Origin of the sequence: Novosphingobium sp. ES2-1, from assembly GCF_015169775.1 — a bacterium.
Taxonomy (GTDB): Bacteria; Pseudomonadota; Alphaproteobacteria; order Sphingomonadales; family Sphingomonadaceae; genus Novosphingobium; species Novosphingobium subterraneum.
This window is the reverse complement of sequence record NZ_CP063445.1, coordinates 2,646,242-2,668,320: the sequence shown is the minus strand read 5'-3', so window position 1 is coordinate 2,668,320 and position 22,079 is coordinate 2,646,242. Positions and strand designations below refer to the sequence as shown.

Sequence of the window (22,079 nt, the reverse complement as noted above, 5' to 3'; positions counted from 1 at the left end):
TTCACCCCAGCCGCTGCAGCGCCGCTGCCAGCCGCTCGGCCTCGGCGGCATGCATGGCGTGGTCGGCCCGGGCCTTCTCGACCGCCTCAGGCTTGGCCTTCTCGACAAACGAGGGGTTGCCCAAACGTCCCTCGAGCGACTTTGCCTCCTTCTGCGAGGCGGCCAGCGCCTTTTCGAGACGCGCCTTTTCTGCCGCAATGTCGATCACGCCTTCCAGCGGCACGAGGATGTTGGCATCGCCCGCGCCAACCTGCATCGCTGCGCCGACCGGAGCGCTTTCGAAGCGGATGCCGTTGAGGCGCGCGAGACGCTCGATTGCCGCCGGGTTGGCCTCGATGATCGAGCGCGTCAGCGCCGAAGGTTCGGGCAGATAGGCGTCAAGCTTGGCCCCCGGCGCAATGCCAAGTTCGTTCTTGGCCGTGCGCAGGTTCGAGACCAGCGCGATCAGCCATTCGACCTCGCGCTTGGCTGCTGCGTCCACTTCAGCTTCGGGCTTCGGCCATGCGGCCACGATCAGTTCGCCGTCTCGCTTTCCAAGCGCATGCCACAGCTCTTCGGTCACGAACGGCATGAACGGGTGGAGCATCACCAGGATCTGGTCGAGCACCCAGCCCGCCACAGCCTTGGTCTCGGGGTCGAAGTTGCCCTTGATCAGTTCGATATACCAGTCGCAGAACTGGTCCCAGGCGAAGTGGTAGACGGTGTTTGCCGCCGCATCGAAGCGCAGGTCGGCCATCGCCTGGTCAAGCGCGGCGACAGTTTCCACAACCTCGCCGATGATCCACTTGTTGACCGCCGAGGTCGCCGCAGGAGCCCCCACTGAAGTGCTGCCGGTGATCCCATTGCTCTGGCAGAAGCGCGCGGCGTTCCACAGCTTCGTGGCGAAGTTGCGGTAACCCTCGACGCGCTTCTCATCCATCTTCACGTCGCGGCCCTGGCTCTCCATTGCGCACATGAAGAAGCGCAGCGCATCGGCCCCGTACTTGTCGATCAGGCCCAGCGGATCGACCACGTTGCCCTTCGACTTGCTCATCTTCGCGCCATCGGCGGCACGGACGAGGCCGTGCAGGTAGAGCTTCTTCCACGGCACTTCCTTCATGAAGTGCAGCCCCTGCATCGCCATGCGCGCATCCCAGAAGAACAGGATGTCGAAGCCCGAGACGAGCAGGTCGTTGGGATAGTGCTTCTTCAGCAGCGGCGCGTCTTCATCCGGCCAGCCGAGCGTGGCGAAAGGCCAGAGCGCGGAGGAGAACCACGTGTCGAGGACGTCGCTATCGCGTTCCAGAGTGACGCCTGCGCCCGCCTTCGCCTGCGCCTCTTCCTCGGTCTCGGCAACGTAGCATTGGCCGTCGGAGCCGTACCACGCCGGAATCCGGTGCCCCCACCACAGCTGGCGGGAAACGCACCAGGGCTGGATGTTCTCCATCCAGTTGAAGAAGGTCTTTTCCCAGGTCTTCGGCACGATCTCGATCGCGCCCGAACGCACCGCTTCCATCGGCGCCTTGGCCAGTGTCTCGGCATCGACGTACCACTGGTCGGTCAGCCACGGCTCGATCACCACGCCGCCACGATCCCCGAATGGGGTCTGGATGGTGCGCGGCTCGGCATCGTGCAGAACCTCGTTGCCTTCCTTGTCCTTCGTCACGTGCGGGATGAGGAAGCCCGCTTCCTTCATCTGCTCGACCACCAGCTTGCGCGCATCGAAGCGGTCCAGCCCGATAAACTCGGCGGGCACGAGCCCATCGGCGGTCTGCACCACCTTGGCCTCGGCATCGAACATGTTGAGCATGTCGGCGGGCTTGATCCCGGCGCGCTTGCCCACTTCGAAGTCGTTGAAGTCGTGCCCCGGCGTGATCTTCACCGCGCCTGAACCCAGTTCGGGATCGGCGTGCTCGTCTGCCACCACCTTGAACCGGCGCCCGGTCAGCGGCTGCAGGATCTCCTTGCCGATGACCGACTTGTAGCGCTCGTCCTCAGGGTGGACCGCCACGGCCATGTCGGCCAGCATCGTTTCGGGGCGCGTGGTCGCAACCTCGATGTAGTCCAGGCCATCGTCGCGCTTCACACCGTCTGCCAGCGGGTACTTGAAGTGCCAGAACCCGCCCTGCGTCTCGCGCGTTTCCACCTCGAGGTCGGAAATCGCCGTCTTCAGCTTGGGGTCCCAGTTCACCAGCCGCTTGTCGCGGTAGATCAGCCCCTGGTTGTAGAGGTCGACGAAGACCTTCACCACGGCGCGGGTGAAGTGCGGGTCCATCGTGAACTGCTCACGGCTCCAGTCCATCGAGCAGCCGAGGCGCCGGAGCTGACCAGTGATGGTGCCACCGCTCTCGTGCTTCCACTCCCACACCTTGTCCACGAACTGCTCGCGCGTGTAGTTGGTGCGCTTGTCCTGGCGGGCTTCCATCTGGCGCTCGACCACCATCTGCGTGGCGATGCCCGCATGGTCGGTGCCGACCACCCACAGAGCATCCTTGCCCTTCAGGCGTTCGTAGCGGATCACCACGTCCTGCAGCGTATTGTCGAGGGCGTGGCCGATGTGGAGCGACCCCGTCACGTTCGGCGGCGGATTGACGATGGTATAGGGCGCGGCGTCGGGGCGTTCGGGCCGGAACAGCCCGTTGCTTTCCCAATGGGCATACCACTTGGCCTCGATCCCTGCGGGTTCGAAAGTCTTGGCCAGTTCTGCAGAAGTCTTGTCGTTCATGGGGCAGCGCCTTGCCATCGCGGGCCCGCGCCTGCAAGCGTTGCGGGGAACTCGAAGGGTTGTTCCACCGTTACGGCGCTTGTGTTGCACTTGTCGCCTTGGCCTAAATACCCCATGAAGCGGGCAAGATGCGGGAACTGACCGATTTCCAGATTGAGGCCTCGGCGCAAGGGGAAGGCGCGAAGCTCGCCTTCCGCGGGCCGATGACGGTGTCCTCGCTGGGCCTGGCCGATGCGCGGCTGCGTTCGCTGGACGAATCCATCGCCGCGATCGACCTCTCCGGCGTCACCCGCATGGACACCGTCGGCGCGTGGACAGTCTGGCGCCTCTCGCGAGATAACGACGCAAAGATCATTGGCTGCAGCGAGGAAGCGCAGAAGCTGGTCGATGCAATCCGCAAGGCCGATTCGAACGATCATTCAGTCACTGCGCACCGCCTGCCGCTGCTGGAACGCGTGCCCGCCCATGTCGGCATGGTCATGGCCGGGCTGGGCCAGGGTGCGCTGCAGGTGCTGGGCTTCCTTGGCCAGGTGATCCTCTCGGCGGGCACCCTGCTGCGCCATCCCTCGCGCTTCCGTGGCAAGGCTCTGGTCCACCAGATGGAACTGGTCGGCGTCAACGCGCTCGCCATCATCGGATTGATGAGCTTCCTCGTCGGCATCGTCATCGCCCAGCAAGGTGCGGTGCAGTTGCGTCAGTTCGGGGCGGAGATCTACACCGTCAACCTCGTCGGCCGCCTGACCTTGCGGGAGCTTGGCGTGCTGATGACCGCGATCATGGTCGCCGGCCGCTCCGGTTCTGCCTTTGCCGCGCAGCTTGGCACGATGAAGCTGACCGAAGAGGTCGACGCCATGCGCACCATCGGCGTATCTCCGATGGAGGCGCTGGTCGTTCCGCGCATTGCCGCAACGATGATCATGATGCCGCTACTCGGCTTCTATTCGGCCTTCCTTGGCATCATTGGCGGGGCTTTCCTGTCGAGCCTGACGCTGGGCATCCCGTTCTTCACCTTCCTCGCCCGTGTCCAGGAAGTCGTGCCGCTGCACGATGTCTGGGTTGGCCTCACCAAGGCGCCGGTGTTCGGACTGATCGTCGCGCTGGCGGGCTGCTACCAGGGCATGCAGGTCAAGAACAATGCCGAGGAAGTCGGCACCCGCACCACGGCGGCGGTGGTCATGGCGATTTTCACCGTCATCGTGCTCGATGCCTTCTTTGCGGTGTTCTTCACGAATATCGGGTGGGGCTGATGGACCAGGACGCCGCCACCGCCGAACAGCTGATCGACCTGCCCGATCCGTTCGAGGGCAAGTATCCGATCCGCGTGCGCGGTGTGCGCAATGTCTTTGGCGATCACGTGATCCACGAAGGCCTCGATCTCGATGTGCGTCGGGGTGAGATCCTTGGCGTTGTCGGTGGTTCGGGCACCGGCAAGTCGGTCCTCATGCGCACGATCATCGGCCTGCAGATTCCGGAATCGGGCGAAGTCGAAGTGCTCGGCAGTTCGATCACCGATGCCCGCGATGATGAAGACATCGACATTCGCAGCCGCTGGGGTGTGCTGTTCCAGGGCGGCGCGCTGTTTTCGACCCTGACCGTGGCAGAGAACGTCGAAGTTCCCCTGCGTGAATTCTTCCCGGAGATCAGCGACGAGCTGCGCCACGAGATCGCGCGCTACAAGGTCCTGCTCTCAGGGCTGCCCGCCGAAGCGACAAGCAAGTATCCGTCCGAACTTTCGGGCGGCATGAAGAAGCGTGCAGGCCTTGCCCGCGCGCTCGCGCTCGATCCCGAACTGCTGTTTCTTGACGAGCCGACCGCCGGACTCGACCCGATCGGCGCGGCCGCTTTCGACCAGTTGATCCTCAAACTGCAGCAGACGCTTGATCTCACCGTATTCCTGATCACCCACGATCTCGATACGCTTTACGAAATCTGCGATCGGGTGGCGGTGATTGCAGACAAGAAGGTGATCGCCGTCGGCACGATCCCGGAACTGCTCGCGCTCGATCATCCGTGGATACAGGAATACTTCAACGGACCGCGCGGACGTGCGGCGCAGGATGCCCAGGAACGGCACGATACTGCGCGGCATGAAGCCACGCTGGCGACTAATTCGGACGTTGGGCGTTCTTCGCCTGATCCTGAAGGGGCATAAGGACTAGGCGATGGAAACGCGCGCAAACCATATCTGGGTCGGGCTGGTCACGCTGGCATTGCTGGCGGCGACGGCCGTGCTGACCATCTGGATCGCGCGTCTCAACCAGGGCGACCTCAACGAATACGACATCTTCTTCAAGCAGTCGGTCGATGGCCTTGCCAAGGGCTCGGAAGTCTCGTTCTCGGGCGTGCCTTCAGGCCAGGTCAAGGACATCAAGCTGTGGGAGCGCGACCCGGAATTTGTCCGCGTACGCATTGCGGTCGATCGCAAGGTGCCGATCCTGCAGGGCACAACCGCCAGCCTGCTCGGCAGCTTCACCGGCGTATCGACGATCCAGCTTTCCGGCGCAGTCAAGGGCGCCCCGCCGATCGCTTGCCCCAAGGAAAACAAGCGCGCCACTTGCCCCGAAGGCGTGCCGGTCATCCCGACCAAGCGCTCCGGCCTTGGCGAAATCCTTTCGAACGCCCCGCTCCTGCTCGAACGCCTCGCCACGCTGACCGAGCGCCTGACCATGGTGCTGTCTGACAAGAACCAGAAGTCGATCGAGAACATCCTCGCCAATACCGATCGCATGACCGGGAATCTTGCCGATGCCTCGCCCGATGTGAAGCGCACGCTGGCCGAACTGCAGGCAACGCTGCGGCAGGCCAACTATACCCTGGCCAGCTTCGAGAAGCTGACCAACTCGGCCGACAACATGCTCAACAACGATGCCAATGGCCTGGCCAAGCAGCTTCGCCAGACGCTGAAATCGGCTCAGGGCGCGGCTGACGAACTGCAGGGCACGCTCAGCGAGGCCCGCCCGGCCGCACGGCAGCTCAACGAACGCACGCTGCCTGCTGCCGAAGCCGCGATCCGCGATCTTCAGGCGACGACCAGATCCCTGCGCGAAGTGACTGACCGCCTGAACGATCAGGGCGTCGGCGGTTTTGTCGGCGGCCCGAAGCTGCCCGACTACAAGAACTGAGGAGGCGATGAAGATGATCCGTAAAGCCCTAGTCGTCCCCGCACTCCTTGCCGCACTTTCGGGCTGCGTCAGCCTGGGCCCGAAGGTGCCCGATACGCTGCTCGCCCTGACCCCCACCGCTGCGCCTGCTGCGGGCAGCACCACCAGCGGCACGTTTGCCAATGCGCTGGTGGTGATGGAGCCCTCGGCCGAAGCGCGCCTCGCGGTCACCCGCGTGCCGGTGCAGATCGACGATGCCAACGTCGCCTATCTCAAGAAGACAATGTGGGTTGAACGTCCCTCGCGCCTGTTCCAGCGCCTGCTGGCCGAAACCATCCGTGCACGCGGCAGCCGCCTCGTGATCGAGAACGATCCGGGCGCTGCGGGTCTCCACCTCTCGGGCCGCCTGCTCGACATGGGCTATGATGCGCGCACCATGTCCGCCGTGGTCCGCTACGATGCGGTCAAGGAAAGTGGCGGGCGTGTCGAAACGAAGCGCTTTGAAAGCACAGTGCCGGTGACCGAGGCCGAGGCGAAGTATGTCGGCCCCGCGCTTAACGAAGCCGCCAATGCCGTGGCCAAGCAGGTGGCGGACTGGGTCGGCTAAGGATACAACTGTTGCGCCCCCTCGCAGGCGGGGGCCTCAGTCGGTTTACTGAAGGGTTTTGTAACAGCACCGAGGTCCCCGCCTGCGCGGGGACGCAGCGGTTTACTTGATTGCCAGCCCCGCAAACCGCGCCGCCGCAGCAAAAGCGCCAGCGCGCTTTTCGCGCCGTTCCATGGCCTCGGCGTCCTTGCCCCAGAGTTCTGCCTGCCAGTCCTCCTCGAGGTTGGCGGCGTCCCACAGCGCGTCGAGGTCGGCGTCGGGTCGCAACGCGGCAAGGCCGATCACCAGCGATGCGGTAAGGCTCGTCGTGTTGCGCAGCGCGGCAAGCTGGAATGCATCGAGCGCTTCGAGTTCATCGCGCAAGGCAGCCAGCGTCTCTACCGGCTGCGGCTTGTGGATGATGCCGGTCACGCGCACGAACTGCACGCCCAGCCGCGCTTCGGCGCTCGCCAGCAGCGGCTCCCACATCATCCGCTGGCGCGCGGCGAAGGCCTCATCCGGCTCGGCGCGATAGCACAGCGTGTCGGTCTCGGCATAAGGCAGGATTTCCCCGATCACCGAGACCCGGTCACCCGCGACGACGTCGATCGCATAATCCGCCATGTCGCGGAACAGGAACAGCGCCGGATCGATCTCCTCGCTCTGGCGCGCCCACTCCGCCGCCATCGCTTCGGCAAGCGCCTGTGTCGGCACGACTTGCGGTCTGCCCCCCACGGTCTTGATCGCTCGCCCGTCGAGCCTCACCCCGAAGCCGCCGTCTGCCGCCTCGACCGTCACTGCCTTGTAGAAACGCTTCATTGTCTATTCCGGAGTACGCCATCGCCGCGCCACGATGCGCGGCAGGAAGAAGAAGTCCCACAGGCCGACGAGAGCCAGGACGATGCCTGCAATCGGCGGGAGCGCAGCCAGCGGCCCCGGTCCCTTGCCAGCCTGCACCAGTACGCCCAACAGCACCAGCAGCGCGCCGGACAGCCGCACCACCTGCAGCGCGAAATAGCGCCCCATTGCCGGGTCTTGGGCCGGGTCTCTGGGCGCAGGATCGCTCATGCAATTCTCCCCAGCAGTGCACGCAAGTCCTCGATGCTCGTCGCGACCGCCTCGGCCCCGGCCTCGATCAGTTCCTCGGTCTCGTGATAGCCCCAGTCCACGCCGAACGATCGCACGCCCGCGTTCACGCCCATGTGGATGTCATAAACGGTATCGCCGATCATTGCCGTGCGCGCACGATCCGCGCCGGCATCGGCGATGCACTGTTCGATCATCGAAGGGTCGGGCTTGGAAGGGTGCCGGTCCGCAGTCTGCAACGAGACGAAGTGGCTGGTCAGCCCATGGGTGGCGAGGCAATGGGCCAGGCCCCGGTCCGACTTGCCGGTGGCGACGGCAAGCTGCCAGCCTTGCCCGGCCAGCTCCTCGATCAGCCCGGCAATGCCCTCGTAAAGCGGCTCTGCGACGGCGCCTGCTGCCCGCCGCGCGCGGAAGGCGTCCTTGTAAAGCTCGGTCAGGCTCGCATGCTCGTGGTGCTCGCCCTCAGGGTGCAACTGACGCATCGCCTCGTGCAGCGAAAGGCCGACGACGCGGCGCGTCAGCTGGCGTTCGGGCGGTATCAGGCCCGCCGCCTTGAACGCCGCGTCCATTGCCGCGCAGATGTCGGCCTGGCTATCGACCAGCGTGCCGTCGCAATCGAATATGGCCAGCTTCAAGAAACAAGCCTCCGCATCAGTTCGGCAATGGCCGGCGAGCCCTCTGCCTCAAGCCCGGCCGCCACGCGTGCGCGCTCGTCGGCGCTCTTGTTCTGCGATAGCTTGAAGGTCGGTCGCCATGCCAGCACTTCCATCTCGAAGCCGACGATGCCGCCCATCATCGCACGCAGCTTGTCCTCCGGCATCTTGTCCATCGTCCAGGGCGTGCCCTCGGACAGCCGTGCCTCGTGCGCATCGGAGACCGTCTCGAGAAGCCCTCGCAACCCGTCCTGATCCATTCTCCGCACCCTACCTTCCATCTCGAGCGCAACGTAGTTCCACGTCGGCACTTGCGCCGGGTCGGCATACCAGCGGGGGCTGACGTAGCCATCCGGCCCGTTGACCACCGCCAGCGCCATCATCCCGTCGAGATGTTTTGTGAGAGCATTGCCGCGTCCGAGGTGGAACTGTACTGCGCCGTCCCCCGTGGAATGCAGTGGCACATGGGCGACGCGCGGCCCGTCCGGCACCGTGGCAAAGACCATCCCGAACCCGATCTCGGCAATCAGCGCCTCGAACAGGTCGCGGTCGTCGTGCCGGAAGGACGGGTTGGGGTGCATCAGTCCTTCCGTGCTCTGGATGCGGGCTTGCCCGCCGGCGCTCTACGCGCCGCAGCTGGCTTGCCGGCGGCCTTTCCTGCAGGCTTGGCAGGTCCCTTCTTCACCGCACTGCTCTTGGGAGCTGCGCCCTTCGCAGAAGCGGCCCGCTTGCCGGTGGGCTTGCGTCCGGCACTGCCCGCGCCCTTTTCGCCGTCCGCGCGCTTGCGGCGTTCGCCCCGGCGTTCCTTGCGGTATTCCTTGGCATGCTGCTTGGCCGCGCGCTTCTGGAAGGTCTTCTCGTCCAGCAGCTTTGGCGCTTCCAGCGGCAGGTCACCGTCTTCCTCGTAGAAGCCGAGGCTAGCCATGCTCGCGGCGAAGTGCGCGGGCAGGGGGGCGGTCACGTCGATCAGGTCACCCTCGGGATGCTCGATCCGCAGGCGGCGGGCGTGGAGGTGCATCTTGCGGCTGATCGTGCCGGTCAGGAACGCGGCCTGCCCGCCGTACTTGCCATCGCCGACGATCGGGTGCCCGATCGCCGCCATGTGCACGCGCAGCTGGTGGGTACGGCCCGTCAGCGGTTGCAGTTCGACCCACGAGGCCGAATTGCCGGCGCGGCTGATCACGCGGTAGCGGCTGCGCGCCGATTGGCCCTGGCCGCTTTCATCGACCATCATCTTCTCACCGCCCGTGCCCGGCTGCTTGGCCAGGGGCAGTTCGATCAGCCCGTCCTTCACTTCGGGCACGCCGACGACCAGCGCCCAGTAGATCTTGCGTGCCGAACGACCGGAGAAGTGCTTGGAGAAGAACGCCGCGCTGCCGGGCGTACGCGCGATCAGCAAGACGCCCGACGTGTCCTTGTCGAGCCGGTGGACCAGACGCGGGCGCGGTTCGCCATCGGCGGCATAGGCATCGAGCAGCCCGTCGACATGCTCGTGCGTGCCGCTGCCGCCTTGCGTCGCCAGGCCCGGCGGCTTGTTGAGCACGATCGCGGCGCGGTCCTTTTCCAGCACCATCGATTCGGCGAGGCTGATCTGTTCTTCGGTCAGCGGCTTGCGCACGCGCTGGCCCTTGATCCCGGCGCCGACCGGCGTGGCATTGCCGGGAGGGACACGCAAGGTCTGGCCCGCTTCGAGCCGGGTATCGACATCGGCGCGCTTGCCATCGACGCGGATCTGCCCGGTGCGGGCCCAGCGCGAAACCGTGGCAAAGCCCACCTGTGGCAGGTGACGCTTGAACCAGCGGTCCAGACGCGCGCCCGCATCGTCGCGGCCCACGGTGAACTGGCGGACGTTGTCGTCCGGAATCTTGCCGCGGCTCATGCTGCACCTCGCATCATCGAAAGGCCAAGGAACAGCCCGGCCACGCCGCCAAGCAGCGAGCCCAGGGCATAGAAGCCGGCCATGCCATAAAGTCCGCGCTGCATCAGCATCGCCGTTTCAAGGCTGAAGGCAGAGAAGGTGGTGAAGCCCCCGAGCACGCCGACGCCCAGCAGCAGGCGCAGCGATTCGCTGCCGTCCTGCCGCGCCAGCCATCCGGCCAGCAGCCCCATCAGCAGGCTGCCGCTGACGTTGATCAGGAAAGTGCCCCATGGGAACACGGTGTTGGGACCGGAAAACGCAGTTACGGCGCGCCCCGCATGATAGCGCAGCATGGCGCCGATGCCGCCACCAAGGGCGACGAGGGCAGTTGCCGTCAATGTATTGGGAGAGTTCATCCGCCGCCCTTAACCCCGTGGCCCGCAAAATGCACGACTTTGCTTGCCTTTGTGGGGCGTTTTGACTAATGGCGCTCCCGTTCGGGCCGGTCCTGTACGGATTCGGCTTGCTTTGTGTTTCCAGATTCAAGGTGACTCCCGCCGGTTTCGCGGGCTCTCGCCGTCAGATTGAGGTGTAGCGGTTTATGCAGATTCTCGTTCGCGATAACAACGTCGACCAGGCTCTTCGTGCACTCAAGAAGAAGCTGCAGCGTGAAGGCGTGTATCGCGAAATGAAGCTGCGTCGTCACTTCGAGAAGCCCTCGGAAAAGCGCGCTCGCGAGAAGGCTGCCGCCGTTCGCCGTGCCCGCAAGCTCGAGCGCAAGCGCCAGGAGCGTGACGGCGTCAAGTAAGACGGATCGGGGCGGAAACGCTCCATCTGGCTACTTGCCGTAAGCGCCCTGATGGGCCAAGAGGGCGCCGCACTCCGGCGCCCTTTTTCGTGGGCTTCGGTCAGGTCATTCGAATCATCCGGCGCGATTCGGGCGAATCGCGCTCCAGGGGGAAAGCATGTCGGAAATCACCCGCGTTCCGCTCCAGCCCGTTGCCAAGGGCTCCGTCGGCAAGATCTGGCTCGGCGTCATTGCCGCAGTCCTGCTCGGTTCGGGCGTGGCCTATGCCACCCGCTATCAGGGCATCGAGATCGAGACGGTCAAGGCCGGCACCGGCGCTTCGCCGACCAAGGCTGATGTCGCGCTGATCAATTATGTCGGGCGTCTCGCCAGCGGCAAGGAATTCGACCGGGGCCAGAACGCGGTCCTCCCGCTCGAGACCGTGATCCCTGGCTTCTCCGAGGGCCTTTCGAAGATGCAGAAGGGCGGCAAGTACGTCCTCGAGATCCCGTCCGAGAAGGCCTATGGCGCTGAGGAAAAGCGCAATCCGCAGACCGGCGAAGTGGTGATCCCCGCCAATTCCGACCTCGTCTTCGAGATCGAACTGCTCGATTTCCGCAGCGCTGCCGAAATCCAGCAGCAGCGCATGATGCTCGAACAGATGCAGCGCATGCAGGGCGGGGCCGGTGGTGCAGAAGGCGGCGCTCCCGGTGGCGTGCCGATGCCCGAAGGCGCTCCGCAACCCTGATCCTGGCCGGGCGCCCTTATGGGGCGGCCTCGGCTTGAAGCACGCCGTGCGCTCTGGTAGCGCGCGGCGTTCCTTTTTTCTTTCCGATAAGAGTATCCGCCATGTCCGTAGATACCGCCACGGTGGCGAAGATCGCCTCGCTGGCCCGCATCAAGGTTACCGAGGCCGAGCTTGACGCGATGGTCCCCGAACTCAACGGCATCCTCGCCTGGGTCGAACAGCTCGGCGAAGTCGACGTGACCGGGATCGAGCCGATGACCGCCGTCATCCCCAACCACCAGCGCCTGCGCGATGACGTGGTCAACGCCGATCCGCTGACCGGCGGCGATATCCGCGATGCGGTGCTGGCCAATGCGCCCGCGCCAGAACATGGCTTCTTCGGCGTGCCCAAGGTGATCGAGTGAAGCGTTCTGCTCCCATCCTTCGACAGGCTCAGGATGAGCGGTCTTGGGATGAACTCTTGTTCCCGCTCGTGCTGAGCCTGTCGAAGCACGCTTGCGCAAGCCCCGGATTGACGAACTGATGACCAACCTTACTGATCTCGGCATTGCCGCCATCCGCGATGGCGTGGCCAAGGGCGAGTTTACCGCCACCGAAGTCGCCACCGCGTTCAACGCGGCGGTAGAGGCAGCACAGCCTGCCCTGAACGCCTTCATCGTCACCACGCCCGAAAAGGCGCTGGAAGCCGCTGCAAAGGTCGATGCAGACCGTTCGGCGGGCAAGGTACTGGGCAAGATGGCTGGCGTGCCGATCGGCATGAAGGACCTGTTTGCCACCCGTGGCACGCAGACCACCGCCGCCTCGAAGATCCTCGAAGGCTTCAAGCCCGAGTATGAGTCGACCGTTTCGCAGAAGCTGTGGGACGCGGGCGCGGGCATGCTCGGCAAGCTCAACCTCGATCAGTTCGCGATGGGCTCCTCGAACGAGACCAGCGCTTTCGGCAACGTGATCTCGCCCTGGCGCCGTCCGGGTGACACGGCGCCGCTGGCCCCCGGCGGCTCGTCGGGTGGTTCGTCATCTGCCGTCGCCGCGCGCATCGCCCCTGCCGCCACCGGCACCGACACCGGCGGCTCGATCCGCCAGCCTGCCGCCTTTACCGGCATTTCCGGCATCAAGCCGACCTATGGCCGCTGCTCGCGCTGGGGCGTTGTCGCCTTCGCCTCATCGCTCGATCAGGCAGGCGCGATGGCCCACGACGTGAACGACTGCGCGATCATGCTCGAAGCCATGGCCGGGTTCGACCCCAAGGATTCGACCAGCCTCAACCTGCCGGTGCCCGAATGGACCGCATGCCTCAACGCCGACATGCGGGGCAAGAGGGTCGGCATCCCGCGCGAATACCGCCTTGATGGCATGGACCCGGACGTGGCCAGGTCGTGGGACGACGGCATCGCCTGGCTGAAGGACGCGGGCGCCGAGATCGTCGAAATCTCGCTGCCGCACACCAAGTACGCGCTGCCGACCTATTACATCATCGCTCCTGCCGAAGCTTCGTCGAACCTCGCCCGCTATGATGGCGTGCGCTACGGCCTGCGCGATCTGCCCGACGGTGCCGGCCTGCAGGACATGTACGCTGCCACCCGCGCTGCCGGCTTCGGCCCGGAAGTGAAGCGCCGCATCATGATCGGCACCTATGTGCTTTCGGCCGGCTTCTACGACGCCTACTACACGCAGGCGCAGAAGGTCCGCACCCTGATCTCGCGGGACTTCACCAACGCGTTCATGGACGTCGACGTGATCCTCGTCCCGACCGCGCCGTCCTCGGCCTTTGCGCTGGGAGAAAAGAGCGCCGATCCGCTGGAGATGTACCTGAACGACGTGTTCTCGGTGCCCGCCAGCCTTGCCGGCCTTCCGGCGATGTCGGTGCCCGCCGGGCTTGACCGCAACGGCTTGCCGCTCGGTCTTCAGGTCATCGGCAAGGCGTTCGACGAGCAGGGCGTGCTCAACGCCAGCCTTGCCATCGAACAGCGCGCGCAGTTCACCGCACGACCGGAGAAGTGGTGGTAAGCCAGTCGACCGACGGGAACAGCGCAGCCAAGCCCTTGCGCCATCCCGTCCTCGATGCCTTGCGCGGTCTTGCGGCGCTGGGGGTGGTGTTTCATCATATCCCTGCCATGGCCGGCATTTCCGCTGCGGGGTTCGATGCGAACTTCGGCCGCATGGTCGATCTGTTCTTCGTGCTGTCGGGCTTCGTCATCGCCGCGTCCTATGGTGCGAAGCTCTCGGCAGGCTTTTCGTTCTCCCGCTTCATCTGGCTGCGCTGGGGCCGCGTGTGGCCGCTGCATGCGGCGATGCTCACCGTTTTCGCGCTGTCGATGCTGGCGCTGGGGCTGATGCGCCCGGAGTTGCGCACCCATGGCCTGATGGCGGGGGCGGGCGATCCGGCCGACCTGCCGATTGCCTACCTGCTGCTGCAGGGCGTGGTGCCTTCGCTGGGTGTCATCTGGAACCACCCAAGCTGGTCGGTATCGGTGGAGATGTTGCTTTACCTGCTTGCGGCCGCAGGCTGGCGCGCGGGCGGACAGCGCATCTGGATGGTGTGGCTGGCGCTGGCCGTGGCTGTGCTGACCTACGTTGCGTTCGGCGGACCGTTCTACGGGCTGGCGTCCAACATCGGGCGCGGCATTGCCGGGTTCGGCCTGGGCCTGGCTCTCCATCGCGCTTACCAACGCTCAACGCCGCCGACGCTGCCGGTCTCCCTGGCGACCGCGCTGGAAGGGGCTGCGCTCCTCGCTCTTGGCGCGGTGCGGTGGGGCAGCGGTAGTCTCATCGCCTTCGATCTTGCCGCCACTGCGCTTGTGGCCTTGGCCGCACTCCAGCGCGGGCTCATTTCGCGCCTGCTGTGCGCAGCGCCATTCCAGTGGCTCGGCACGATGTCCTATGCGCTCTACATGGTCCACGTCTTCGTGATCGGCCGCGTGTTCGATCTGCTGGCCGTGCTCCAGCCGCGCCTGGGGCTGATGATTGCCGATTCCACCATTGGCGGGGCAGACGCCCTGACCGGCCCGGCTTGGCAGGCTGACGGCATGAAACTTCTCATCATGGCGCTGTGCCTGATCGTCGCCGTGCCTTTTGCCAGGCTGATCGAGCAACCGGCGCGCAGCTGGTCGCGCCGCGTGGCCGGGCGACCGGTGCCCAGGCCGGCGATTTGACCCCTTTCCAACCCATCCCTCACACCTTATCGGGCGGATCATGAGCGAATATCGTATCCAAGGCGCAACCGGCGAATGGGAGGTCGTGATCGGCCTCGAAGTCCACGCGCAGGTCACTTCGAATGCCAAGCTGTTCTCGGGCGCGGCCACCGCTTTCGGGGCCGAGCCGAACACGCAGGTCAGCCTCGTCGATGCGGCAATGCCAGGCATGCTTCCCGTGCCGAACATGGAGTGCATCCGCCAGGCTGTGCGCACCGGCATGGCGATCAATGCGCAGATCAACAAGTGGTCGCGGTTCGATCGCAAGAACTACTTCTATGCCGATCTTCCCCAGGGCTACCAGATCAGCCAGCTCTACCATCCGATCGTGGGTGAGGGCTCGATCGAGATCCAGCTTGACGACAAGAACCCGGAATCGACCAAGACCATCGGGATCGAGCGGATTCACGTGGAGCAGGACGCGGGCAAGCTGATGCACGATCAGCACCCGACGATGTCCTATGTCGATCTCAACCGCTCCGGCGTCGCGCTGATGGAGATCGTCAGCCGCCCGGACATGCGCTCCCCGGCCGAGGCCGGAGCGTACCTTTCGAAGCTGCGCACGATCCTGCGCTATGTCGGCTCGTGCGATGGCAACATGGACCAGGGTTCGATGCGCGCCGACGTCAACGTCTCGGTCCGCCGCCCCGGAGAACCCTTCGGCACCCGCACCGAAACCAAGAACGTCAACTCGGTCCGCTTCGTCATGGCCGTGGTCGAACAGGAGGCCAAGCGCCAGGTTGCCCTGATCGAGGATGGCGGCGCGGTGGTGCAGGAAACGCGCCTTTACGATCCTGACCGCAACGAGACCCGCTCGATGCGCTCCAAGGAAGACGCGCACGACTATCGCTACTTCCCCGATCCCGATTTGCTGCCGCTCGAACTCGATGATGCCTTCCTCGAGGATTGCCGCGCGAGCCTGCCGGAACTGCCCGACGCCAAGCGCCACCGCTACGAGACCGCGCTGGGCCTCTCGGCCTACAATGCCGGTGTCCTGACGGCCGATGTCGAAACCGCGCGCTGGTTCGAAGTGCTGCTGTCCGAAACCGCGGCAAAGGCGAAGAAGAGCGAAGCCGATGTCGCCAAGCAGGCGGCCAACTGGCTGATCTCCGAACTGTTCGGCGCATTGAACAAGCTCGGCAAGGGCCTCGACAATTCGCCGATCAGCCCGGCAGCAGGGGCCGAACTGCTCGCCCTGATCGCCGACGGCACGATTTCGGGCTCCATCGCCAAGCAGGTGCTGGAAAAGATGCTGGAAAGCGGCGACGGCGCTGCCGCCATCGTCGAGCGCGAAGGCCTCAAGCAGACCTCGGACACCGGCGCCATCGAAGCCGCGATCGACGGCATCCTTGCAGCCAACGCCGACAAGGTCGAACAGTACAAGGCGGGCAAGGAAGCCCTGTTCGGCTTCTTCGTCGGCCAGACGATGAAGGCCATGCAGGGCAAGGCCAACCCCGGCGTCGTCAACGAACTGCTGAAGAAGAAGCTGGCCTGATCGGGTTTTGACGGCAGGGACCGGCGCCTTACCGGTCCCTGCCCGATCGCATCAGGACTTCACGGGTTTGCGCGGGGCCTTGGCCTCGTTGTTGGCGTATTCCTCGAAGTTCTTCTTGAACACGCCGACCAGCTCATCGAGCGCCGCCAGCGCATCATCGCCTTCCTTCGGCGGGAAGAGCTTGAGGCCATTGCCGCCCCACGCCTTGTATTCAAAGTCGATCTTCTGGTCCTTGCCGAACTCGCGCACCATGAACAGCGTGCGCAGCGAGCGGCCGTAGATCGCCGCCTTCTGATAGAAGACGTCGGCCACGATCAGCTCGGAATAGCAGGTGGCCTGCGAATCCGACCGCCGTGTCTTGACCGAATTCATGGTCTTGCGCTCAAGCGGCTTGGCATGCGTGACGATCGTTGTGCCCGGCGTCATCTTGATCATGGTGCGCAAGTCGAGTGACAGGAGCGCGTCGAGCTGGCTGGGGCTGTCGAGCGCGCTGGCCAGCAGGGTGCGGTTCGTCGCGTCGCGGTTCGAATGGAGCGCTGCGTCGAGCAACCCGCCGCCAAGCAGCCCGGTGGTCATCGAGGTCATGCGTTCGGCCGGCCAGATGTGCAGCTCGCAGCCGTCAGCTGCGGCGTCCTTCGGCGCATAGGTCATGGTTTCAGGGCCAGCGGGGGCTGCCGGTGCTTCGGCTGACGGGGCTGCCGCCGCTGCTTCAGTCGTGGCGGTTGGCGCCTGCTCTTGCGCGAATGCCGCGCCAGCGCTTGCTAGCAAGAATGCGCTGGCAGAGATCAGATACGTCTTCATGCTTGGATTTTCCCCGTCCATAAGGTTTGTCGTAAATCACTTCTTCTTTTTCGGTGGCGCATTGAGCGCCGAGCCGAAATCTTCGACGCTGCGTGCGAGTGCGGCGCCCAATTCCTTCATGGCTGGTGCCGGATCGGTGCCCTGCGCTGGCGGGAACGCGAGCAGCTTGATCGCCATGATCTGCCCGAAGCTTCGCGATGGCGTTTGCGCGCCATCGAAGCGCTTGAAGCGGTAGATGACCTTCAGGTATTTTCCGCTGAATACGTCTTCCTGGAAGAACACGTCGTCTATCGCCAGTTCGGCCTGGCAGGCGGCAGGTGTCGCGCCGCCGCTGGCGGCAAGCCACGATCCCGGCGTGCCGCGCAAGGTGCGGCTGTCGAGTGCTTCGGGGTGTATCGTGAGCGAATAGCCGTTCAGGCCGAGCGCCTTGGCGATGTCGATGCCGGAAAGGATGTCTTTCTGCCGCTCGGTGTCCATTGGACCGGCGGGCAGCTTCTTGTAACCATCGCGACCGTTCACCGCCCCATCGACGATCCCGCCATGAAGCCAGCCGTAATAGGTCGAGCGCAGGTTGCTCCCCGGCCAGACGTGCAGCGCGCAGGCGGTTTCCGGCTGGGGCAAGGCAGCGGTTTCCGGGGCGGTCTCTGTCGCCAGAGCAGGGATATCCTGCGCCTGAGCCGAAAACGGTGCCGCCAGCAGGCAGGCAAGAACGGTCGTCACGCGGGAGTGTTTGGTCATCTGGCCTTTCCGCCTTTGTCTTGCGCCTTGTCGCGCGCACGGGCGAATAGCCCGATTGTATCCAGAAAGGCTCGCTCGAGATCCTCGGCAAAGGCTTCGGGCGTGCGCTGTTCTTCCTTTGCCGAGGTCATGAGCGCAGCCTCGACCGGGATTGCCGCGCGCTGTTTCAGGTCGTGTGTCGGCCCGAATTCTCGCAGGATCACCAATGATTTGAGGCTGTGGCCGTGGGCATAAACGCGGGTATAGGTAAGATTGGCCAGCAACAACTCGGCATGGCAGGGGCTTGCCGCGCTGACCAGCGGAGCCGGGTTGCGAGCCATGGCCATTGTCGCAGTCTCGTCATGAAGGACGATGCGGTAGCCACCGAGATGCAGGGTTTCCGCCAACGGGGCCTGCAGCAGCAAAGCGCGTTGCCGCGACGGCTGCAGCATATCGACCTGTTCAGCCTCTTTTTCCTCGTAAGAGAAATTGTCGACTACACCCTGCACGCGGCTGGCTCGTTCCGGCGCAAGCATGCCGCCGATGCCGCCACCGAGCGCGGGTCCGTGGCCATAGGCGAAATTGTCATGCGCCCGGGCCCGGATCATAGCGAGTCCGGGACTCGGCCAGACGTGAAGTTCGCAGCCCTGTGCCGGCTGCGCGGCTGAAGGGCTATCAACCAAGGCGGTGCTTGCAGCAAAGGCGAGGCAAGCTGAAATCAGCGCAACTGCGCGCTTATCCATGACCTTACCCGCCCCCAGATCCCCAACGGCGGGAAGGTTACTGTCATGAAGATTACGGAACAAGGTCCAAAATGGCCCGTTCCGACTGCCATTTCAGATATTCTTCAGGTCGTGTCAGGGAACCGGGCGCCTGTGCAGCTGTCCTAACCGGCGCCCGGCAAGTTCACCCCCGCGTCCCTTCCATCGGGAATGTGCCGAACATGCCTGCCGTAACCTTGCCGGTCAGGGTGTCGCCCTCGATCGTTGCGGTGCAATCCAGCGTCATCGGCATGGGCACGGTCATCTTCATCTGCCAGGTCAGCGTGTTGCCATCGACCTTGCCGTTCTCGACTTCCATCGAGCCCATCTGGCCGGCGTTGGTGCCGGTGAAGCTGTCGCCATCGACGTTGACGGTGAAGGTGCTGGTCTGGTCGCCCATCGGGGTGTGGGTCACGCAATTGTAGGTGCCGGCAACGGACATTGATGCTCTCCCATTATGGTGTGCTGAGCGAAGTCTATCTACAAACGTGTCAATAGCAAGGCGGGCCGCGTGACGAAGCGTTGCGCGCGGTTGGTGGCACGAAAAAGGGGGCGCGCTTGCCGCACGCCCCCCAATTCGCTTGCCGTTGTGAAGCTTACTTCGGCGCGGCCATTTCCTCCACCGGCAGGCCGAACTTGTCGAGCTGCGGCTTCACCTTGGCTGCATCGCCGACTACCACCCAGACCATGCCGTCCGAGTTGATCTTCGAGCGGAACGCCTTGTCCACCTCGGCGGCGGTCATCTTGCCGTAGCGCGCGGAAAGCGTCTCGTAGAAGTCATCCGGGCGCTGGTAGTTGACGATCTTGGCAAGGCCATCGAGCACCGCGGCGCTGGTCTCGAACATGCCGGGCAGTTCGCGGGCGCTGCCCTTGGTCGACCAGTCCAGCTCCTCTGCGGTCACGCCCTTGGTGCTGCCGTACTCGTCGATCTCGCGCTTGATCTCGACCAGGGAATCGCCGGTGCGATCTGTCTGGACCGGGGCGATGACCTGGAAACGGACCTTGTCGAGCGGTTCGCTGACGCCGTTGTAGGCGCCATAGGTCCAGCCCTTGGCTTCGCGCAGGTTCATGTTGATGCGGCCGAGGAAGTTGCCGCCCAGGATGTCGTTGGCGGTGTTCAGCGCGACGGTGTCATCGGTGCCCTTGGCGTCGATCACCTTGCCGGCCATGATGAACGACTGCGGCGAGCCGGGGCGGTCGACGAGGATCACGCGCGACTTCTGGGCCGGGATTGCGGCGGAGAAGTCCTTCACCGGGCGGGCCATGCGGTTCGAAGGCCAGTTGCCGAAGCTGTCATCGAGCATCTTGACCACGGCATCGAGCGTGGTGTCTCCCACCACGAAGATGCGCGCGGTATCCGGGCGGAACCAGCGGGCGTGGAAGGCCAGCAGGTCTTCGCGCGTCAGCTTCTTGACCACTTCGGCATCGCCCAGGCCGCTCGACGGGAAGGCATAGGGGTGGCTGCCGTAGAGCGTTGGCACGAGCACTCGGGCGGCGAGCGCCTGCGGGCTCTTCATCTCGGCCGAGATCGCCGTGAGCTGCTGGGTGCGCACGCGCTCGAGGTCCGCCGGAGCCAGCGCCGGACGGCGCACCACGTCTGCAAGCAGGCCGAGCGATGCACCGAGGTTGGGCGAGAGCGCATCGACCTGGAACGAGGTCAGGTCGCTGGTTGCCGAGAGCGAGATGTTGGCGCCGAGGCGTTCACGCTCACGCGCGAATTCCGAGCCCGAGAGCTTCTGCGTGCCTTCATCCATCAGGCTGAGCAGAAGCGATTCGGTGCCGAGCGCCGACTTCGGATCGGCGGCATAGCCGGCATCGAAGCTGACGCGGACCGAGACGGTCGGCACTTCGGAACGCTTGGCGAAGTAGACCGGAATGCCGTTCTTGAGCGTCGCGCGCTGGATCGCCGGGAAGTCGAGCGGCGCAAGCTGGCCGACGGCGGGCAGCTTCGAACGGTCCGCGCCCGCGACTGCCGGGGCAGGCACGCCCTTGGCCGGCATGTCGGGATCGCGGAAGTAGGCGGGCCGCATGCCGGTTGCGCCGTTGGTGTAGAAGCCGCCACGCGCTTCGCCGCCTTCGGTGCGCTCGCCCGGCTCCACCGTCAGCGCGAAGGCGGGGCGGGTCAGCCACTTGCCCAGCGCGGCCTTGACCTCGGCGGGCGTCATCTTGGCGGTGCGATCAAGCTCCTGCCGGTAATGCTCGGGGGTGCCGTTGTAGAGCAGGCCCTCGGCCAGTGTCGGCGCCTTGCCGTTGAAGCCGCCGGTGCGCTCCAGCCCGCGGATCTCGTTGGCGGTGGCAGAGGTTGCGGCGCGCAGCAGTTCGTCCTGCGTCGGGCCATCCTTGATGAACTTCGCGATTTCGGCATCGAGCGCGGCGGCGACCTTGGCCGGGTCCTGCCCCGGCGTGACATCGGCCTTGATCACGAACTGCGCGGCCTGCGCGAACACTTCGGCATCGGCCGAAACCGCAACGGCGACCTTCTGTTCACGCACCAGCGCGTCGTCGAGGCGCGAAGAGGCGAGGCCGCCCAGCACCGAGGCGGCAAGATCGAGCGGCAGATAGTCGGGGTTGTCGAGACCGGGCACGGCCCACATGCGGTAGATGCGCGTGGTGGCAACCTGATCCTTGATCGTCTTGGCGACGGTGGCGGGAAGCGTCGGCACCGGGGCGCTGACCGGCTTGACCTGCGGGCCCGGCTTGATGTTCCCGAACCACTTGGTGACCTTGGCCTTTGCGGTAGCCGCGTCGATGTCGCCCGAAAGGACGAGGATCGCATTGTTGGGCCCGTAATGGTCGGTGAACCAGCCCTTCACGTCCTCGAGGCTTGCCGAATCGAGGTCGGCCATCGAGCCGATCGTCGAGTGATGGTAGGGGTGGCCCGAGGGGTAGAGATTTTCGAGCTGTTCGTACTCGACGATGCCGTAGGGATTGTTGTCACCCTGACGCTTTTCGTTCTGGACGACGGCGCGCTGGTTATCGAGCACCTTCTGCGTCACCGCGCCGAGCAGGTGGCCCATGCGGTCCGATTCCATCATCAGCACCATGTCGAGCGCGGCGGTGGGCACGGTCTCGAAGTAGTTGGTGCGATCGAACCAGGTGGTTCCATTGACGTCGGTGGCGCCGACCTGCTGCAGCGGCGTGAAGAAATCACCCGGCACGTTCTCGGTGCCATTGAACATCAGGTGTTCGAACAGGTGGGCAAAGCCGGTCTTGCCCTTGGGCTCGTTCTTCGAGCCGACGCCGTACCACACCGAGACCGCGACCACCGGAGCCTTGCGGTCGGTGTTGACCAGCACGGTCAGGCCGTTGTCGAGCTTGAAGCTTTCGTAGGGAATCTGGACCTTGGCAACGAGGTCGGAGAGCGGGGCAGGCTTTGCTTCCTGCGCAAGGGCAGGTGATGCAAGCGCGGTCGATGCGGCAAGGGCAAGCAGGCTGGCGGAAAGTTTGTGCTGCATGAGTGTCCCGTGAAGTGGCAGCGGACAGGCGCGCTGCGGGGGTTGTGCGAGGTCGAAGAGCAGGTCCAGCCTGAATGTCGGCTTAGCCACAGCTCCCAGATTTGGTTTGATTGGAAACTTTCTAGTGCCCATGCTC

22 protein-coding genes are annotated in these 22,079 nt (G+C 64.8%); 10 read left to right on the top strand and 12 right to left on the bottom strand.

The window, feature by feature from the left end; translation table 11 throughout:
• Position 1 precedes the first annotated feature (1 nt).
• Complete coding sequence (locus tag IM701_RS12945; protein WP_193827160.1) at positions 2 to 2,704, bottom strand: valine--tRNA ligase; 2,703 nt, start codon at positions 2,702 to 2,704, stop codon at positions 2 to 4.
• A gap of 128 nt (positions 2,705 to 2,832) precedes the next feature.
• Between IM701_RS12945 and IM701_RS12940 the strand changes: the two genes are divergently transcribed.
• The 4 genes from IM701_RS12940 to IM701_RS12925 are packed head-to-tail and all read left to right on the top strand — an operon-like array spanning position 2,833 to position 6,412.
• Positions 2,833 to 3,951, top strand: coding sequence for an ABC transporter permease (locus IM701_RS12940; protein WP_039331666.1), 1,119 nt, complete (start codon positions 2,833 to 2,835; stop codon positions 3,949 to 3,951).
• Positions 3,951 to 4,856, top strand: coding sequence for an ABC transporter ATP-binding protein (locus IM701_RS12935; RefSeq protein ID WP_062346658.1), 906 nt, complete (start codon positions 3,951 to 3,953; stop codon positions 4,854 to 4,856). Before IM701_RS12940 ends, IM701_RS12935 begins: the two co-directional genes overlap by 1 nt.
• Positions 4,857 to 4,866: 10 nt before the next feature.
• Positions 4,867 to 5,826, top strand: coding sequence for an MlaD family protein (locus IM701_RS12930; RefSeq protein ID WP_039331668.1), 960 nt, complete (start codon positions 4,867 to 4,869; stop codon positions 5,824 to 5,826).
• Between the two features lie 13 nt (positions 5,827 to 5,839).
• Positions 5,840 to 6,412: an ABC-type transport auxiliary lipoprotein family protein gene (locus IM701_RS12925; RefSeq protein ID WP_062346692.1), complete on the top strand. Its 573-nt coding sequence runs from the start codon at positions 5,840 to 5,842 to the stop codon at positions 6,410 to 6,412.
• Positions 6,413 to 6,514: 102 nt separating this feature from the next.
• On the opposite strand, the gene IM701_RS12920 is transcribed toward IM701_RS12925, so the two are convergent.
• The 6 genes from IM701_RS12920 to crcB are packed head-to-tail and all read right to left on the bottom strand — an operon-like array spanning position 6,515 to position 10,404.
• Positions 6,515 to 7,210: an ATP12 family chaperone protein gene (locus IM701_RS12920; RefSeq protein ID WP_193827159.1), complete on the bottom strand. Its 696-nt coding sequence runs from the start codon at positions 7,208 to 7,210 to the stop codon at positions 6,515 to 6,517.
• A gap of 3 nt (positions 7,211 to 7,213) precedes the next feature.
• Positions 7,214 to 7,459, bottom strand: coding sequence for a hypothetical protein (locus IM701_RS12915; RefSeq protein WP_039331674.1), 246 nt, complete (start codon positions 7,457 to 7,459; stop codon positions 7,214 to 7,216).
• Positions 7,456 to 8,112 carry an HAD-IA family hydrolase gene (locus IM701_RS12910; protein ID WP_193827158.1) on the bottom strand — a complete coding sequence of 219 codons (657 nt, stop codon included), beginning with the start codon at positions 8,110 to 8,112 and terminating at the stop codon, positions 7,456 to 7,458. The genes IM701_RS12915 and IM701_RS12910 overlap by 4 nt, the downstream gene beginning before the upstream one ends.
• A complete protein-coding gene (locus IM701_RS12905; RefSeq protein ID WP_193827157.1) occupies positions 8,109 to 8,711 on the bottom strand; it encodes an FMN-binding negative transcriptional regulator in 603 nt (200 codons plus the stop codon). Before IM701_RS12905 ends, IM701_RS12910 begins: the two co-directional genes overlap by 4 nt.
• Positions 8,711 to 10,009: an RluA family pseudouridine synthase gene (locus IM701_RS12900; RefSeq protein WP_039331683.1), complete on the bottom strand. Its 1,299-nt coding sequence runs from the start codon at positions 10,007 to 10,009 to the stop codon at positions 8,711 to 8,713. Before IM701_RS12900 ends, IM701_RS12905 begins: the two co-directional genes overlap by 1 nt.
• Positions 10,006 to 10,404 (bottom strand): fluoride efflux transporter CrcB, encoded by a 399-nt coding sequence (crcB, locus tag IM701_RS12895; protein ID WP_174544564.1) that lies wholly within the window; start codon positions 10,402 to 10,404, stop codon positions 10,006 to 10,008. The genes IM701_RS12900 and crcB overlap by 4 nt, the downstream gene beginning before the upstream one ends.
• 185 nt (positions 10,405 to 10,589) lie before the next feature.
• Between crcB and rpsU the strand changes: the two genes are divergently transcribed.
• From rpsU to gatB, 6 genes are all read left to right on the top strand, one after another.
• Positions 10,590 to 10,796, top strand: a complete 207-nt coding sequence (gene rpsU, locus IM701_RS12890; protein ID WP_039331685.1) for a 30S ribosomal protein S21 — start codon at positions 10,590 to 10,592, stop codon at positions 10,794 to 10,796.
• A 157-nt stretch (positions 10,797 to 10,953) separates the two neighbouring features.
• Positions 10,954 to 11,523: an FKBP-type peptidyl-prolyl cis-trans isomerase gene (locus IM701_RS12885; protein WP_039331687.1), complete on the top strand. Its 570-nt coding sequence runs from the start codon at positions 10,954 to 10,956 to the stop codon at positions 11,521 to 11,523.
• Between the two features lie 101 nt (positions 11,524 to 11,624).
• Positions 11,625 to 11,927: an Asp-tRNA(Asn)/Glu-tRNA(Gln) amidotransferase subunit GatC gene (gatC, locus tag IM701_RS12880; protein ID WP_039331689.1), complete on the top strand. Its 303-nt coding sequence runs from the start codon at positions 11,625 to 11,627 to the stop codon at positions 11,925 to 11,927.
• A 118-nt stretch (positions 11,928 to 12,045) separates the two neighbouring features.
• Entirely contained in the window at positions 12,046 to 13,530 is a 1,485-nt protein-coding gene (gene gatA / locus IM701_RS12875) for an Asp-tRNA(Asn)/Glu-tRNA(Gln) amidotransferase subunit GatA (RefSeq protein ID WP_193827156.1), read from the top strand.
• Positions 13,524 to 14,675 carry an acyltransferase gene (locus tag IM701_RS12870; RefSeq protein WP_193827155.1) on the top strand — a complete coding sequence of 384 codons (1,152 nt, stop codon included), beginning with the start codon at positions 13,524 to 13,526 and terminating at the stop codon, positions 14,673 to 14,675. Before gatA ends, IM701_RS12870 begins: the two co-directional genes overlap by 7 nt.
• Positions 14,676 to 14,715: 40 nt before the next feature.
• Positions 14,716 to 16,209, top strand: a complete 1,494-nt coding sequence (gatB, locus tag IM701_RS12865; RefSeq protein WP_193827154.1) for an Asp-tRNA(Asn)/Glu-tRNA(Gln) amidotransferase subunit GatB — start codon at positions 14,716 to 14,718, stop codon at positions 16,207 to 16,209.
• Between the two features lie 51 nt (positions 16,210 to 16,260).
• Here gatB and IM701_RS12860 read toward each other — a convergent pair whose 3' ends face one another.
• From IM701_RS12860 to IM701_RS12840, 5 genes are all read right to left on the bottom strand, one after another.
• The gene (locus IM701_RS12860) at positions 16,261 to 17,010 is read right to left on the bottom strand and encodes a hypothetical protein (RefSeq protein ID WP_193827153.1); all 750 of its coding nucleotides are present in this window, start codon (positions 17,008 to 17,010) and stop codon (positions 16,261 to 16,263) included.
• 36 nt (positions 17,011 to 17,046) lie between these two features.
• Positions 17,047 to 17,748 (bottom strand): hypothetical protein, encoded by a 702-nt coding sequence (locus IM701_RS12855; RefSeq protein WP_193827152.1) that lies wholly within the window; start codon positions 17,746 to 17,748, stop codon positions 17,047 to 17,049.
• Positions 17,745 to 18,470: a hypothetical protein gene (locus IM701_RS12850; RefSeq protein WP_193827151.1), complete on the bottom strand. Its 726-nt coding sequence runs from the start codon at positions 18,468 to 18,470 to the stop codon at positions 17,745 to 17,747. Before IM701_RS12850 ends, IM701_RS12855 begins: the two co-directional genes overlap by 4 nt.
• A 163-nt stretch (positions 18,471 to 18,633) precedes the next feature.
• Positions 18,634 to 18,930: a hypothetical protein gene (locus tag IM701_RS12845; protein ID WP_039331704.1), complete on the bottom strand. Its 297-nt coding sequence runs from the start codon at positions 18,928 to 18,930 to the stop codon at positions 18,634 to 18,636.
• Between the two features lie 154 nt (positions 18,931 to 19,084).
• The gene (locus IM701_RS12840; RefSeq protein WP_193827150.1) at positions 19,085 to 21,943 is read right to left on the bottom strand and encodes a pitrilysin family protein; all 2,859 of its coding nucleotides are present in this window, start codon (positions 21,941 to 21,943) and stop codon (positions 19,085 to 19,087) included.
• Positions 21,944 to 22,079: the final 136 nt, after the last annotated feature.

What these genes read in the sequence shown, in the direction of transcription:
- rpsU (WP_039331685.1), top strand. Translation starts at nt 10,590, where the DNA reads ATGCAGATTCTCGTTCGCGATAACAACGTCGACCAGGCTCTTCGTGCA.
- IM701_RS12945 (WP_193827160.1), bottom strand. Translation starts at nt 2,704, where the DNA reads ATGAACGACAAGACTTCTGCAGAACTGGCCAAGACTTTCGAACCCGCA.
- gatA (WP_193827156.1), top strand. Translation starts at nt 12,046, where the DNA reads ATGACCAACCTTACTGATCTCGGCATTGCCGCCATCCGCGATGGCGTG.
- IM701_RS12915 (WP_039331674.1), bottom strand. Translation starts at nt 7,459, where the DNA reads ATGAGCGATCCTGCGCCCAGAGACCCGGCCCAAGACCCGGCAATGGGG.
- IM701_RS12885 (WP_039331687.1), top strand. Translation starts at nt 10,954, where the DNA reads ATGTCGGAAATCACCCGCGTTCCGCTCCAGCCCGTTGCCAAGGGCTCC.
- gatC (WP_039331689.1), top strand. Translation starts at nt 11,625, where the DNA reads ATGTCCGTAGATACCGCCACGGTGGCGAAGATCGCCTCGCTGGCCCGC.
- IM701_RS12940 (WP_039331666.1), top strand. Translation starts at nt 2,833, where the DNA reads ATGCGGGAACTGACCGATTTCCAGATTGAGGCCTCGGCGCAAGGGGAA.
- crcB (WP_174544564.1), bottom strand. Translation starts at nt 10,404, where the DNA reads ATGAACTCTCCCAATACATTGACGGCAACTGCCCTCGTCGCCCTTGGT.
- IM701_RS12860 (WP_193827153.1), bottom strand. Translation starts at nt 17,010, where the DNA reads ATGAAGACGTATCTGATCTCTGCCAGCGCATTCTTGCTAGCAAGCGCT.
- IM701_RS12905 (WP_193827157.1), bottom strand. Translation starts at nt 8,711, where the DNA reads ATGCACCCCAACCCGTCCTTCCGGCACGACGACCGCGACCTGTTCGAG.
- IM701_RS12935 (WP_062346658.1), top strand. Translation starts at nt 3,951, where the DNA reads ATGGACCAGGACGCCGCCACCGCCGAACAGCTGATCGACCTGCCCGAT.
- IM701_RS12920 (WP_193827159.1), bottom strand. Translation starts at nt 7,210, where the DNA reads ATGAAGCGTTTCTACAAGGCAGTGACGGTCGAGGCGGCAGACGGCGGC.
- IM701_RS12840 (WP_193827150.1), bottom strand. Translation starts at nt 21,943, where the DNA reads ATGCAGCACAAACTTTCCGCCAGCCTGCTTGCCCTTGCCGCATCGACC.
- IM701_RS12845 (WP_039331704.1), bottom strand. Translation starts at nt 18,930, where the DNA reads ATGTCCGTTGCCGGCACCTACAATTGCGTGACCCACACCCCGATGGGC.
- IM701_RS12900 (WP_039331683.1), bottom strand. Translation starts at nt 10,009, where the DNA reads ATGAGCCGCGGCAAGATTCCGGACGACAACGTCCGCCAGTTCACCGTG.
- gatB (WP_193827154.1), top strand. Translation starts at nt 14,716, where the DNA reads ATGAGCGAATATCGTATCCAAGGCGCAACCGGCGAATGGGAGGTCGTG.
- IM701_RS12855 (WP_193827152.1), bottom strand. Translation starts at nt 17,748, where the DNA reads ATGACCAAACACTCCCGCGTGACGACCGTTCTTGCCTGCCTGCTGGCG.
- IM701_RS12930 (WP_039331668.1), top strand. Translation starts at nt 4,867, where the DNA reads ATGGAAACGCGCGCAAACCATATCTGGGTCGGGCTGGTCACGCTGGCA.
- IM701_RS12850 (WP_193827151.1), bottom strand. Translation starts at nt 18,470, where the DNA reads ATGGATAAGCGCGCAGTTGCGCTGATTTCAGCTTGCCTCGCCTTTGCT.
- IM701_RS12925 (WP_062346692.1), top strand. Translation starts at nt 5,840, where the DNA reads ATGATCCGTAAAGCCCTAGTCGTCCCCGCACTCCTTGCCGCACTTTCG.